Source organism: Mucilaginibacter sp. P4_G9 (assembly GCF_056400985.1).
In genome coordinates, this window is record NZ_JBFUKF010000127.1 from 1 (window position 1) to 14,162 (window position 14,162).

The 14,162-nt window shown below is 44.3% G+C and carries 12 protein-coding genes; 2 read left to right on the forward strand and 10 right to left on the reverse strand.

Translation table 11 applies throughout. From position 1 onward, the window contains the following. Positions 1-100 precede the first annotated feature (100 nt). Positions 101-868: a GH12 family glycosyl hydrolase domain-containing protein gene (locus AC1DPZ_RS12810; RefSeq protein ID WP_477403882.1), complete on the reverse strand. Its 768-nt coding sequence runs from the start codon at positions 866-868 to the stop codon at positions 101-103. Positions 869-1,207: 339 nt separating this feature from the next. Here AC1DPZ_RS12810 and AC1DPZ_RS12815 point away from each other — a divergent pair, with 339 nt between their 5' ends. Continuing rightward, complete coding sequence (locus AC1DPZ_RS12815; protein WP_477403884.1) at positions 1,208-1,888, forward strand: GNAT family N-acetyltransferase; 681 nt, start codon at positions 1,208-1,210, stop codon at positions 1,886-1,888. Between the two features lie 132 nt (positions 1,889-2,020). Here AC1DPZ_RS12815 and AC1DPZ_RS12820 read toward each other — a convergent pair whose 3' ends face one another. Then, the gene (locus AC1DPZ_RS12820) at positions 2,021-2,929 is read right to left on the reverse strand and encodes a metallophosphoesterase family protein (RefSeq protein WP_477403886.1); all 909 of its coding nucleotides are present in this window, start codon (positions 2,927-2,929) and stop codon (positions 2,021-2,023) included. A gap of 17 nt (positions 2,930-2,946) precedes the next feature. Further along, positions 2,947-3,114, reverse strand: coding sequence for a hypothetical protein (locus AC1DPZ_RS12825; RefSeq protein WP_477403888.1), 168 nt, complete (start codon positions 3,112-3,114; stop codon positions 2,947-2,949). Between the two features lie 248 nt (positions 3,115-3,362). On the opposite strand from AC1DPZ_RS12825, the gene AC1DPZ_RS12830 reads away from it, so the two are divergent. After that, positions 3,363-4,172 carry a lysophospholipid acyltransferase family protein gene (locus AC1DPZ_RS12830; RefSeq protein WP_477403890.1) on the forward strand — a complete coding sequence of 270 codons (810 nt, stop codon included), beginning with the start codon at positions 3,363-3,365 and terminating at the stop codon, positions 4,170-4,172. A gap of 15 nt (positions 4,173-4,187) precedes the next feature. Here the strand turns inward: AC1DPZ_RS12830 and AC1DPZ_RS12835 are convergent, their stop codons facing one another. The 7 genes from AC1DPZ_RS12835 to AC1DPZ_RS12865 all read right to left on the reverse strand — a co-directional run. Then, the gene (locus AC1DPZ_RS12835; protein ID WP_477403892.1) at positions 4,188-5,144 is read right to left on the reverse strand and encodes a ligand-gated ion channel; all 957 of its coding nucleotides are present in this window, start codon (positions 5,142-5,144) and stop codon (positions 4,188-4,190) included. Between the two features lie 101 nt (positions 5,145-5,245). Then, the gene (locus AC1DPZ_RS12840; RefSeq protein WP_477403894.1) at positions 5,246-6,229 is read right to left on the reverse strand and encodes a glycoside hydrolase family 43 protein; all 984 of its coding nucleotides are present in this window, start codon (positions 6,227-6,229) and stop codon (positions 5,246-5,248) included. Positions 6,230-6,338: 109 nt separating this feature from the next. Next, positions 6,339-7,346, reverse strand: a complete 1,008-nt coding sequence (locus tag AC1DPZ_RS12845; RefSeq protein WP_477403896.1) for a family 43 glycosylhydrolase — start codon at positions 7,344-7,346, stop codon at positions 6,339-6,341. 76 nt (positions 7,347-7,422) lie between these two features. Beyond that, complete coding sequence (locus AC1DPZ_RS12850) at positions 7,423-9,396, reverse strand: alpha-L-arabinofuranosidase C-terminal domain-containing protein (RefSeq protein ID WP_477403898.1); 1,974 nt, start codon at positions 9,394-9,396, stop codon at positions 7,423-7,425. A 194-nt stretch (positions 9,397-9,590) separates the two neighbouring features. After that, positions 9,591-11,072: a family 43 glycosylhydrolase gene (locus AC1DPZ_RS12855; protein ID WP_477403900.1), complete on the reverse strand. Its 1,482-nt coding sequence runs from the start codon at positions 11,070-11,072 to the stop codon at positions 9,591-9,593. 19 nt (positions 11,073-11,091) lie between these two features. Then, complete coding sequence (locus AC1DPZ_RS12860; protein WP_477403902.1) at positions 11,092-13,164, reverse strand: hypothetical protein; 2,073 nt, start codon at positions 13,162-13,164, stop codon at positions 11,092-11,094. Positions 13,165-13,295: 131 nt separating this feature from the next. Further along, positions 13,296-14,162, reverse strand: an 867-nt coding sequence (locus tag AC1DPZ_RS12865; RefSeq protein WP_477403904.1) for a RagB/SusD family nutrient uptake outer membrane protein, incomplete at its 5' end; no start/stop codon positions are given.

Here is a 14,162-nt window from a genome sequence, read left to right on the forward strand (position 1 = left end):
ACATACAGCGCCAAATAATCATACCCGTTACCAGGTATAATTATTTGGCGGTTTTAAATAACATAGCATAAAACACCTGAAGTGTTTATGGTTATAGCTGTTAGTTATAGCTAACAGAATAACTGTTGGTAGTAAAATTCAATCCGGAGCCATTAGTGCCGTATGAGGAGGTGATCTCAAAACCAAACTGTACATTTCCTAAGGTGACATTACCAAACCAACCCTGGTTTTTTATCCAGTTTTGGATGGCCTTAATATCAACCGTAGTTGAATTTGTTTTGGTGGTTCTTAAAAAAGAGTAAACGTTATTGCTGCCATTGTTACCCCTGAATATATTCCAGGTTTGGCCTCCAACACTTAAATTGGTGTATACGGGTATTGGGTTACCAGCGGCATTCCAATTATATGAAATAGGTTTAACATTTCCGCTGCCGTCGGTATTGCCGGTGTAATTCATCCATAACATGGTTTCATTAGCATTGGTACTATCCCAAATATCGTATGCCGATTCCCATGCACCACCGGATGGCGTAGTTGCATTGAAACTGCTGGTACAACTGTTAAGGCTACTGAGTACCACACCCACGTACCTGGTAGAGTTTGGATAGGATTTGATACCACCGGTATTGGGATGGTTGGCCCATATGCCCCAGTTACTGTAAGAGTTGGCCCAAATGTTTTGTGCTCCCGCACCACTGCCCCAAATATTGTTGTATACGGTATAACCACCGTTTTGCCATGAAGCGTACTGGGCAGATGACGACCAGTTGGCTTCAACCCGTGCATTTGTTGACGCAGGCGCATCGTTATTTTTTTTACATGCACTAAATAATACTGTAATTAACAGCATACAAGATAATTTTTTCATAAATGATTTTTAGGTAATAAAACTTGGTTGTTGATAACCAAATATAATTGCAAAAAAACAGAGGGGTTTATACTAATATCTCAAATATTTACACCAGTATCTCACTTATTATAACTATATCTCAATTACTGAAATTATTATTTCATCTATGAAATTATACTTTAATGCCCGGCCGAAATTTGTATATCTCTTAAAATACAGGTACTACTTAAAACCTGCCTGTTTCACGTAAACAATCGGAATTTTCGGGATCGATAAAAACTAAAGTGGTTTACTTTAATGCCATTTGGTATTTTTCATAATTTTAGCCAAACAAAATTTGAATATTTAAACACTTACATGCAACACCCACTTGATAACCCCGCCTGGAATGCTTTAACATCTGGTAATAAAAACCTTTCGGCAGGTGTTCAGCAGGTTAAATATTTCATAAAAGATGTTTCCCCTTTTGCAGGCATGGCAGAAAATACGCCAGGGAACTTCGATACCCTTTATAACCTCCTGCCGCCTCAAACAACGGTGGCTGTTTTTAATCCGGAAGAGATGGAGATCCCCAAACAATGGAAAATCATTCAGCAAATGAGGGCCTTGCAAATGGTATACAACAACCCGGCACCACAGGCAGTAGCCGGCGCGGAACTCATACCTTTACGAGATGAGCATATACCCGCCATGCTGGCGCTTACCAAACTAACCAACCCCGGTCCGTTCTTTAGTCGTACTATAGATTTTGGGAATTATTACGGCATTTTTAATGACCATCAATTGGTAGCCATGGCCGGGCGGCGTTTACAGCCTTTGCCCTACATGGAGGTTAGCGCGGTTTGTAACCACCCGGATCACCTTGGCAAAGGTTACGCCAGCCAATTAATACAGCACCAGCCGCGGTTAATTAAAGCTGATAATGGTATTCCATTCCTTCATGTGCTTTACAATAATGCAAATGCTATTAAGGTTTATGAAAGGCTGGGTTTTGTAACACGGAGGGAAATGAGCATTTGCGCGATACAGAAGATTTAATTATTGGGCAGGGACGGGCTTTACTAAGAATGAGGTCGTGAGACTGAGTTGGTAAGAATAGGGCCACATTCAGATCTATTTTAATTTATAACGTCCGGAATACATTAACCTTCATGGCATATCTGTTTCCTTCTACCCCAGGTAATTCACATATTGCTCCTCAAACGTTCCATCACTGTAAAGATCTATAAGCCCATAGCCCGGTGCGGTTTCGCGCAGGTTGCCTTCCCACCATGCACCGCTTACAGCCCCGTTACAGATGTAGGCAACATTATTATAAACCACCTTATCCCTTAGGTGGATATGGCCGCTCAAACATAATTTAACATTGGGATGCTGGTAAAACAAGCGAATGATTTTTGCTGTATCGGTATGCATATCGCCGCCCAGTATTTCCCATTTGTTGATAATATCATCCTGTACCATCAGCATAGCGCTCAGGATAGGAATATGCGACATCACCAGTACCGGCATTGCGGGGTCGGTGGTTTTCAATTCATTCTCCAGCCAGGCAAACTGCTCATCGCCCAGTTTACCAATGTACCAGGTTCCGTCAATATCAAGGTGTACACTATCAAGCAAAATAAATTTCCAGCCGCCTTTGGTAAAACTGTTGTAAGGCTTTGAAAGCTTTAGCTGGTCCATGGAGTATTGTTTGCCGTAAATAGCCTGGCCTTTATTGTTTTCGTTCCACCATATATCGTGGTTGCCCAGGCAATAATGCACGGGAATGCTGCTTTCGCCTTTCATCACATCGTTCATCAGCCGCCATTGATCGTTAATGGTGCCGATGTTTTCCTTGTTCATATCAAAAACAATATCCCCGCCATTCAGGATCAGGTCTGGTTTTGGGTTTTGCTGCTGCAAATGGTGCAGGCATTTAACAAATTTGGCGGGAGCATCAAACTTGTTTTTAAGATGTACATCGGTCAAATGCGCTATCCTGAGCACATTTTTTTTAGGATCAATGATGTTACCAAAACCCAGGGTTGGCGCCAGTAACAGGCCGCCAATATTTTTTAATGCTGATCTTCTTTGCATATGAAATGTAAAACTAACTAGATACGAGGTTTTTTATGCTCCCCTTTTTCCGGCTTCATTTCTGATTTGTTACTATCTTTTTCATACTCCTTTTCATCCTTTTGATTCCTGCGGATGAGCCATATCACCAATGCAGCCAGCACAAGTGTTATGGCTATTACTAAGGGATAATTTATCGCTTCCATAATTGGTTTGATTAAAACAGATGTAGGGAAAGGGCTCGAACCTTTCATATGCTGCCGGCCAGCGCCCTACGCAATGATCTCAATGACCGGCGCAAAGTTAAATGCACTTTTTGGTAATAATAACCCAGGTGGATAATTTAACAAAATGGTAATATGCCGAATTGAATCGCTGTGAAAAATTAACGTGGCAGTACAAAGCATAACAACAACAGGACTATTCCTTTACACCATAACCTTATTTTTGCCAAATGGCAATAATCAGCAAAAATGATGTTATAAAAGCTACAGGAACTAAAAGGCTGCCCGGTTTAGCTGCGCTTTTAATGAAGCTGATGAAAATTGATGCATTTAATAGTATGATGCAGCAGGCCGGCATTTTAAAAGGTGTTGATTTTACCCGTTTCGTGCTTAATTTTTTGGGTATAACTATCCAGGTTGATGAAGAGGATCTGGCCAGGATCCCGGCTTCGGGCGCTTTTATTGCAGTAGCTAATCATCCTTATGGCGCTGTTGAATCGCTGGCCTTGCTCAATTTACTGGTTGCATCCAGGACCGATACTTTATTTATGGGGAACTTCCTGTTAAAGCGGGTACCAAACCTGGCTGACTATATCATTGCTGTTAACCCTTTTGAAACTGTTAAAGATAACTCCAGCATCAGCGGACTAAAAAACACCTTGTCCAAACTTCGCAGTGGCACCCCTGTTGCTATTTTCCCCGCCGGGGAGGTTTCTGCTTTTGATTTTAAAACCAGGCAGGTTACCGACAGGCAATGGCACCCCGTTGTTGGGAAACTTATTGCAAAAGCCGGAGTACCTGTACTCCCCATTTATTTTCACGGCGATAACGGGATAGGCTTTAGTTTGCTGCGCTATATACACCCGGCCCTGCAAACAGCCATGCTACCTGCCGAACTTTTTAACAAAAAGGGAATGGTATTGCGTGTGCGCATTGGCAAACCTATATCACCCTGCCATTTTCAAACCCAGCAAAAAACCGATGAGCTGCTGCCTATACTGCGCGCAAAAACATATGAACTAAAAGAGGTTGCAGCCTGATATTTAAAAAACTGGTTATTGCCCGTTCGCTTTATAAATAAACCAGGCATTCAATATCAGGTAAACTACCAGCAAAACCTGGCCGCAAATAAAGTCGAACTTTTTGGCCTTAGCTATTTTTTCTTGTTTTACCAGCCTGAGGGAATATGCAGTGCAGATAATTGTGGTAAGGATAAAAAACAAAGTAATTCCGTGCAGGGTATCCACCAGGGTAAACGTGGTAGACTCCGGCAGCGCCGAATCAATGATATACTTATTACCAATAACCGCAAACAATGCGCCTACGCTTAATCCAAACCGCGAATCAATACTGTCCGTATGGATATAAAAACACATGTAAGCAATCAGGAAAGCGACGTACATACCCAGGAACATTTTCCAGAACAGACCCATGGCGTCCCTGTCAATTTGTAACCTTACTTTAAAATTGCTGTATTCGGTATGCGGTTTTTCCAGGCTCTCATCGCCAAAACTTGTTTCATAGGCTTTAATCCCGGTGGTGATACTAAGGCTATCAATGCGCCATCCTCTCAATGTGAAACGGGGATCAAAATGTTTGCCCAATGTATCGGCAGCAAAAACAAGCGACTGGGAATCAAACTGTGAATTCTCGATGGAAAACCTCAGCTTTTGCCTGTCGAAGGGAAAGTTATCAATCGCCCAGGAGTCTTTCATCACGCATTGCAGTTTCATCAACATATAAACCTTGCTGCCGCTTGAATCAATGGTTGAAAACGATTTGGTAACTGTTTTTGCCTGCGGTACTTCCAGGTTTTGCAAAAAATCAAACTTCCTGTTTTCGTATTTTAGCCAGAGCCAAAGGTCGATGGTATATTCTTTATCCTTAAAATTTATATCATGAATGCTGGTAATATAAACCCCGGTTTTTACAGTATCAGGATTTACAGGCCTCGCCATGGCAGCTGCCGATGCGAAGAATATGAACAGGATGAATAGCAGGGAGTATTTCAAAAGATTATCTGTTGTATTAAATTAAAGCTAATATAGTTTTAATCATATAATATAACAGATAATCTTTTAACTGAACAAAAGTGGTTTCCCCTCACGGGTAACTATTTTACCTTCTTCACCCCTTCGCTTGTCATTACCAMCCGTTTAATTGTTCCATCCTTATTATAATACAGGTAATCAATACATACCGAGCGGTGGAAACTGCCTGCATCTGCCGCTAAGGCACCGTTATGATAAATAAAATAGGTTTTACCCTTAAAATCTATAATGGCCTGGTGGTTGGTGTTGGAGTTGCCTGCCAGCTCATTAATTATTCCCTTATAAACCCAGGGACCATTAATATTCCTGCTCATGGCGTAGGCTATCTTCTCGGGGAATTCATATGCGTACGACAGGTAATACCAGCCATCGCGCTCATGAATCCAAGGCGCCTCGGTATAATGCGGCAGGGTGATGGTTTTAATAGGGCCGTCAAGCTCGGTCATGTTGGATTTTAATTTGGCGTAGTAACAAGTGCCGTTGCCCCAAAACAGGTAAGCCTGCCCATCCTTATCAATAATAACCGATGGGTCGATATCATCCCAGGAGTGTTTAACGGCCTTGGTCATATCGTTGGTAACTAAAGCTGTTCCACGGGCATCTTTAAACGGACCGGTAGGGCTATCACTTACTGCTACCCCTATTGCCTTGCCGGGGATTGTGCCATGCTCAAGTGCTACGTACCAGTAAAACTTACCATTACGCTCAATTACCTGCGATGCCCATGCATCGGCTTTAGCCCATGCAAAATCTTTTACATTTAGAGGGGATGGATGTTCTGTCCAGGTTACCATATCCGATGATGTGAAGCAGGTCCAGTTGTGCATTACGTAGCCGTTGTGACCTGTGGCTGCCTCATCATGCCCTGTGTATAAATACACCTGGCCTTTGTACACCATAGCTGCCGGGTCGGCAGTAAACTTATGGCGAATAATGGGGTTACCAGTGCTGTGGATGATGGTATCTGGTTTAATAACCACGGCCTGGGCTGAGGTTAAGCAACCCAGGGCTGTTGTTAACGTGAGGAGGTATTTTGATATTTTCATTGTTTTTTATCAGTCTTTAAATTGTGATCCCCAAGAACGAGGGATGTGCATCTTCCCATGCATGTTGGCGAATAGATGCTTCACTTCGTTCAGCATGACAAAATCATTTTTATAACTCTTGTATTACCGGCCACCCATCTATCCATTTCAATTTCTTTAGCTGCAATTTTGAGATTCCCCTATCTGCGGCATCATATACATGGTAAACAATATAATCATCGCCATCAAACCGCGCAACGCCGTTATGGCCTACGCCGTACCAGTCCTTATCACCTTGCAGCAAAACAGTGCCGCCGCCTTTGCTCATGGCTGCGCCCGTTTTATCCAGGTATGGGCCCTTTAAGGCTTTTGATCTGCCGATGATCATTTTATAGGTGCTTTTTGGTCCTTTACAACAATAATCTATCGAAGCAAACAAGTAAAAGTATTTGCCGTGTTTGTAAATAAATGGCGCCTCAATAGCATTGCCGCCGGCATCAACCGGGTTACCATCAACTGCGGGCAGGTTTTCAACGGCGTCTTTTTTGCGGGTGGCAATAGTTGGCAGGTTGTCAATATTTTCGGCAACGCTAAGCCTGTCATTACTAAGTTTAGCCAGCTTAAGGCCATCCCAAAACGAGCCGAAAACCAGGTAGGGCGTACCATCCTCATCTGTAATTAAATTAGGGTCGATGGCATTCCAGTTGGTTTTGCCGGGGATAGATTGGATCACTTTGCCGTGATCTATCCATTTATAAGCTGCCTCGTTAGTGTGTAAGGTAGTATTGGTAGCCAGCCCGATTGCCGAGGTGTTTTTACCAAAGGCGGACACCGAATAGTACAGGTAATACAAACCATCATGATATGAAATATCCGGCGCCCAGATATGACCCTTAAAACCGGGAATAGCATCAACCGCCCACTGCGGGGCGGCGGCAAAAACCGGCTGCTCATGCTTCCAATGCACTTTATCTGCCGACGACCACATGGCTATGCCCATACCCGTACAAAAAATATAATAGGTACTATCCTGCTTAATAATTACGGGATCATGTACCGAAATATCGGTTTTTAAATCCTGTGCATTGGTAGTGATGCTGGAGATCAACAGGAAGATAGCTATGGTTAGTTTTTTCAAGGTATATGTATTTAAAAACCCCGTCATTGCGGCGAGATACGAAGCAATGACGGGGTTGGGGAATCGTATTTTACCCCTACTTATTCTTCAGCCTGATCACTTTCAATGCATAAGGCTCAACGTTCACGTTTACAGATTTACCGCTAACCGCAATAGTACTTTGCACCGGGCTTACCGCTGTAGGGTTTTCCAACGAGTTTGCAGCATTGCCTTTTTCGCTGCTTAACGTTGTAACATTAGCCTGTTTTTGGTAGCTGCCGCCATTTAGTTTAAAGCTTGCGCTTTGTGCGGTGGCACCAGTATTTACAAACTTGATGACCAGTTCATTGGTATTTTTATCCAAACTGGCAGTGGCGTAGCAACCATCCTGACCTGCAACAACATCATTGTTGAGAGTTAGCGGCACTACATCAGTTCCTTTGTTTAGTGAAAATAGTTGCTGCACGTAATAGTTTGGTGTGGCGTAGCTGTTCAGGTTATCAAACCAGATGAGGTTTGGCGTCCATTGCCAGCCTTCAACATGGGCAAACAGCGGGGCGTATGAGGCCATGTTCACCACATCGGCATTACGCTCCAGGCCGGTCATAAAGGCGGCTTCGGCCAGGGCGCATTCCCAGTTGTTCTTATTTTCGGGACTAACCGTAGATACGCTCTGCGCTGCATATTCCCCGGCAAAGATCTTTGGACCTTTACGATCATAATTATCATAACGCCTGGCATTATCGCGGAACCATTTTGGGGCGGCGTAGTAATGCTCATCCAAAATATCGGCACCTAAACTGCGGAAGGTAGTGTTCAGCAGGTCAAACTCCTTACCATCGGGTGATGGGCCTAAGGCTGATACTATTTTCACGTTAGGATATTTTGTTTTGATGGCTTTGGTGAACACTTTCCAGCGCTCTACATATTGCGGGCCCCATTGCTCGTTACCTACGCCTAACATTTTTAAATTAAACGGCGCCGGGTGACCCAAATCGGTACGCATTTTGCCCCATTTGGTGCTTGCATCGCCATTGGCAAACTCAATAAGATCTAAAGCATCCTGTATATACGGATCAAGCTGATCCATTGGTACCAGTTCGGCTGTGTTAAACTCGCAGGCCATACCACAATTAAGAATAGGCAATGGTGAGGCGCCAATATCTTCGGCGGTCATAAAATATTCCATAAAGCCCAGGCCAAAAGTCTGGTAATAATCGGGCGTAGGACGATGCTTAAATTCCATGTTCCAGCGGTTAATGATATTGGTACGCTTATCAATATCGCCAATACTCTTTTTCCATTGGTAACGGTTGCCCAGCTCGCGGCCTTCAACAATACAACCGCCGGGGAAACGCAGGAAGCCCGGTTTTATATCGGCCAGTTTTTGTACCAGGTCGGCACGTAAACCACCGGGACGATTTTTCCAGGTATGCTCAGGAAACAGCGAGATCATATCCATATCGATAATGCCTTTGCCGCTCAGCCAAACATACAGGCTTCCTTTTTTAACCGTGGCCGACGATTTAAATTTCACGCTATAGCGGTTCCATTCTTTATCAGTCGGGGTAAGATCAGCTGAACCTATGATGGCATCATTATCGCCATGCAGTTCGATGTGCAGCTTTACGTTGGCATCCCCTTCCTGTTTGGCCATTAACGAAAAGCTGTATTCCTCGCCTTCCCTAATACCCATCCCACGGAAACCTTCGTTTGCCAGGCCATAAGAACCGGCATCTGATGCTATATAAGTTTTGATAAAATGCGCGTTCTCCGGCCTTTCTGCCGATCTGTTTATCACCTCTGTACGACCATCGCCGCCATCTTTTTTATGTGTTGTCCACGCCATCAACGGCATATTAAACTCAAACGACCGGTTTTTAACCAGTTCGGCGTATACACCGCCATCGGCAGCCAGGTTAATATCCTCAAAGAAGATACCATACATGGTTTTCTGTATAGGCGTTTTTATTTTATCGGCCTGAATGGTGTAAACCTTAGGCGTTTGCGCCTGGGCCGACAAGAGCAAGCCGGCGCTGCAAAAAGTAAAAAAAGCTTTCCTGATCATCATTGGTTTTATTGGTACGCTAAAACTACAAAAAATTATTATTAAGTGTGTTTTTCACAATAATTATTTTTTTGTAGTTTAAATTGTTATTTCATCTTGAACGCTCTGTATTCAACAATGTCGTTCGAAGCATGATGCCGAAGGTTTCTCCTCGTCCCTCGTCAAAATGACAACATCTTTATAATTCATCTCCACACTTACTTCTTCTTCCCCCAAATAGCCGTCCCTGTATTATCCAGCCCGGTGAATACTAAGGTTGATGTTATTTTATTTTCCCAGTCGCGCTCGCGCTCAACTTTCAGTTTATAAGTGGCTCCAGTGCTGTATTTAAGGGTGATATATGGCGATGCATAGGTCCAGGTATCAGTTGCGCTGCCGTCTATGGTACCTGCAGCATCCAGTTTAAAGGCGGTTGAAACCTGGAAATCCGGGTTTGTTTGTTCTGTACCGTAACCTACTACTACGTGATAACCAAGCGTTACTTTTTCATAAGTACCTGCAATATCCGTATTGGCTATGGCGGCTTGGGCAACATTGGCGTAACGCTCTGGTGATACTACAGGCCAGCCATCGGGCGTCCAGGAGATTTTGCGCACATGCAGGTCCATAAAGTAGGAGTTGATGCCCGGCCTGCCCTGGTGACCCATAAAATACTGGCCGCTGCCATCATCAAACACAGCGCAATGCCCCGTGCCCTGCCAGCCGCTTTGATTACTAAACTGGTACGGCGCCAAAATCATCGGCCCATGATCTTCATCGGTATTAATATCGTGCCCATTGTAGTCATAAAAAGGCCCCGTTGGGCTATCGCCACGGCCAACCCTTACGTTATATTTGGTTTGCAGCCAGTCGTACGAGATGAACAGGAAATACTTTTTCAGATCGGCATTGTAGATCACTTCTGCGCCTTCAATATTGCCATTGTATTTGCCACCTGTAAAACCACGGTTGGCAATGCGTTTACCCTTATCACCAGCCGAGGCCGCCAAACCGGTTGAGGCATTAAGCTTTAAAATATAAATACCATCCCATGCCGATCCATAGTACATGTATTGCTCGCCACTGGTGGTAGTAATTACAGTTGGATCGATGGCATTGGTTTGTATGGTGGCATCGTTTGCTGATGTTACCACCAGGCCTTTCTCGGTCCAGGGGCCGTCAGGCGATGTAGCTGTTGCCATGCCGATAACGCTTAACCGCGCTACCGCGGATGATAGTGAATAATAAAGCCGGTACTCCGAACCTACCTTCATTACATAAGGCGCCCATAACGCATTAAATGGTGTGCCGCCCTTTGAGGTAATGTATTGCGAACCTAAAGCCGGTAATGACGAAAATACCCAGCCCACATATTCCCATTTCACGAGGTCTTTTGACCGGCGGATCTGCAGGCCCGACCGTACATCTATCCCAAAACCCACATCGGTACTGTAGCAATAATAATAATCGCCAAATTTTTTAATGGATGGATCGTGCACGTTGTATACCGTCCATTTGGGGTAATAGATAAATGCCGAGATATCGGCATAGGTATCTGTTATGGAATTAATATCAAAAGCGGTTGTAACAGGTGTGGTTGTGGTATCCGTTTTGGCAGGCGTTGGTGTTCCCTTTTTTGAGCAGGAGAACGCTATAGTTGCCATGGCTGCTATTACGCATAAGTATTTTAGTTTCTTCATCGTGCTATTCCCGGTTTTATTATTGTTTAATTTTAAGTTCGAACAGAGTTACGCTTAAAGGTTCGGTGCTGAGTGACTGACCGGCATTTTTAATTGCCGATGATACAATACTTACAGCTGGTTTAGTGCCTGGTATATTTATCGACTTCAAATCTGTACCAACTATAGCCCATTTTTGCCCATCAGCGGCAATACTCATGTTTTTATATTGTATGTTGAGTGTTTGTGTTTGCCTTGTGGGGTTAACCACCGCGATGGTTATTTTTTTACCATCGTTTGTTAACGCTGCCATTATGTCTAAAGGATAAGTGCTACTGCCGGATGATGTTGCCGGCCTGTCGGCACCTGTGGTTCCGGCAATTTGGGGCTGATCGTTGTTGCCGCTTACCATCACCGGGATACTGCCAAAATGATCGGCATATAGTTTAATAGTGAGGCCATTGGGCTGCATGGCGCTTGCTGTTGCGTTGTACAACAAACCCAGCGGCGCGCTTGTTGATGTATAGGCGGACATTTTGATAATATCGGTATGGCGGGCTATTTCATTAAAACCTTCGGCGGTTGCCAGTGCGTCTTCCAATCCCCAGCCGTCCTTCATACGCCATTCGTCCATTGCCATCAGGATATTCCTGCTTTTTACTTCAGGGATGGTTTTTGTGTATTGTTCAAAAGCTTCGGCCGCACCTTTGATGCGGTTGGGCAACCGCCTGATGCGCTGCGGCAGCGAGTCGCTTACATGATCAAACCGTTGTGTGTTTTCGTTGTAGGCCGAATCGGATATGGGGTACAAATGCTCGGCTATAAAATTCATGTACTTAGCATCGTGGGCCAGCAAATTGCCCGACCAATCCTGCTCCGAGCCATAGCTATAAGGTACATGCGCAATTTCGGGGTGACTAACATATACCGATGTTGAGCCCATCTCAAATGGCGACGCGCCCGATGCCACCAGGACAATTGATGGGTCCTGCTTTTTCATTTCCCGGGCAAAAATCTCGTGCTTAATCACATAATATTTTATGGGCATATGTCCCAGCTGCCACTCGCCGTACATTTCGTTTCCTATGCCCCACCATTTTACGTTATAGGGCTGCGGATGCCCATTTTGCGTCCTTAACTTGCCCATTGCCGTTGATGCAGCACCATTGACGTACTGTACCCATTGAGCAGCTGAATATGCCTCGCCAAAACCAGCATTTACGCCAATGTAGGGCACCACATTCAGTAACTTGCAAAGGGCCATATATTCATCCGTACCCACATCATTTGATTCCATGGCGCTCCAGGCGTAATCATATTTGGGGGCGCGCTTGTCCCTGTCGCCAATACCATTGCGCCAATCGTAACCGGATGAAGCATTACCGCCCCAGCGGATGATGCCCAAATTCATTGACTTTAAATCCCGTAAAATATCGGCCCTGAAACCTTGCATATTATCGGCAGGCATTAAAGAAACCGCGCCAATATTAAAGAAACCATTACCCTTTGCCCATACCTCAAAAGTGGCTTTGCCTGTGGTTGCCCTAAATTTAAAAGGGTATTTATGAAACCCGCCGGTTGTAACAGGAAGGGCCATGTTCAGGTTACCTAAATTATCATCAGCAACAATATCTATGTTTAGTATTGTACCTTTTTTTGCTTTAACAATTACGTAACCGGCATAAGCTTTGTCTTTTAAAAAGGTAAGCCCCGCCTGTTGTATGCCATGCGCCGTGTTAGCATCTAAAATAACTTTAACGGCATGTTCGCCGGTGTATGCGTTCGCGCTATCCATCTTTACAAACGCATCGGGGCCAAGCGGCTTCCATCTGCCTAAATAATTACGCGAGTTGCCAGGTGTTAATTTTCCGTTTGAATTTACCGGGTAAAAGAATTTTCTGTCGCCCAGCATCTCGGCCCACAGGCCGCCTTCAAAATAATTAAACAGCAATTCAATAAACTGCCCGTACACCAGCTTTGATATTACCGGCCCCTTATGGCTTGCATCAATAGTAACATCAACAACGGCCTCCTTTTGATTTACCAACTGCGCTTTGGCCTGTTGTTGTAACAGGAGGCACAGGCAAACCAGGTAGCAAAGTTTTTTTATCACCGTAAAATTTTTTTGGAGAGTTAAATAAGCTGCGCTGTTTATAATAAACAGCACAGCTGTAACCTGATCTCAATTGTTTAGTTTTATGCAGGGGCGCAAAATGGGCGCCCCTGCATAAGGTTTAACTTTGCTTAATAAGTAGCGTTTTGCTTAAAACCAGGATTGTTATCAATTTCTGATTGTGGGATAGGATAATATTCCCGGCCGGCCTGGTAAGTATTAAACTCAACATCCCTGGTTTTCAACAAAGCCAGTTTTGCAGGATCCTGTAACCAGCCCCAGCGACGGATATCGTCAAAGCGATGGCCTTCCAAACAAAACTCAAGCAACCTTTCATGAGCAAGCTGATCACGCATCTGGGTTTGGTTCATGCCTGGTTTTGTGGTCGCCAGGTCGGGTAAGTTTGCACGTGTGCGTACCTTTTGGATATAAGGATATGCCTGTGCAATTTGCCCTGTTTCGTTTAAACATTCAGCGTACATCAACAGCACATCAGCATATCTCATCAACCTTTCATTAATGCCAGAGCGCCAGTCAAATTCGTCGGCACGGGTATCGCCATTCTCGTACTTACGGCAAAATATATCATTTAAATCTGCCAGGTTATTTTTGTAAATATCTGAGAATAAGTGCCCGTAAAGCGTTTCGCCTGGTTTATTATAATAGATGGTGGCATCAACCCTTGGGTCAACATTGCCGTTAACCGTTTTTTCTATCATGTATTCATTTAATGCCGAAAAAGTAGGCTGCACATCTGTCCATCCAAAACTACGGGGAGCAAATGTAATAGCCCTTGCCGACGTACGGCCCCAGGTAGATGTCGGGGCACCACCCCAACCAAGATCGGTACCTCCCGCATCGCGTGAAAACTGCACTTCAAAAATTGATTCAGTGTTGTTTTCGTTCGACTCGGTGAAGTTATCCCGATAGTTTGATACCAGGCTATAAACACCAAGATCAATTACGGCTTTAAATTGCGTGGCAGCACCGGTAAAATC

What these genes read in the sequence shown, in the direction of transcription:
- AC1DPZ_RS12810 (WP_477403882.1), bottom strand. Translation starts at nt 868, where the DNA reads ATGAAAAAATTATCTTGTATGCTGTTAATTACAGTATTATTTAGTGCA.
- AC1DPZ_RS12815 (WP_477403884.1), top strand. Translation starts at nt 1,208, where the DNA reads ATGCAACACCCACTTGATAACCCCGCCTGGAATGCTTTAACATCTGGT.
- AC1DPZ_RS12820 (WP_477403886.1), bottom strand. Translation starts at nt 2,929, where the DNA reads ATGCAAAGAAGATCAGCATTAAAAAATATTGGCGGCCTGTTACTGGCG.
- AC1DPZ_RS12825 (WP_477403888.1), bottom strand. Translation starts at nt 3,114, where the DNA reads ATGGAAGCGATAAATTATCCCTTAGTAATAGCCATAACACTTGTGCTG.
- AC1DPZ_RS12830 (WP_477403890.1), top strand. Translation starts at nt 3,363, where the DNA reads ATGGCAATAATCAGCAAAAATGATGTTATAAAAGCTACAGGAACTAAA.
- AC1DPZ_RS12850 (WP_477403898.1), bottom strand. Translation starts at nt 9,396, where the DNA reads ATGATGATCAGGAAAGCTTTTTTTACTTTTTGCAGCGCCGGCTTGCTC.
- AC1DPZ_RS12855 (WP_477403900.1), bottom strand. Translation starts at nt 11,072, where the DNA reads ATGAAGAAACTAAAATACTTATGCGTAATAGCAGCCATGGCAACTATA.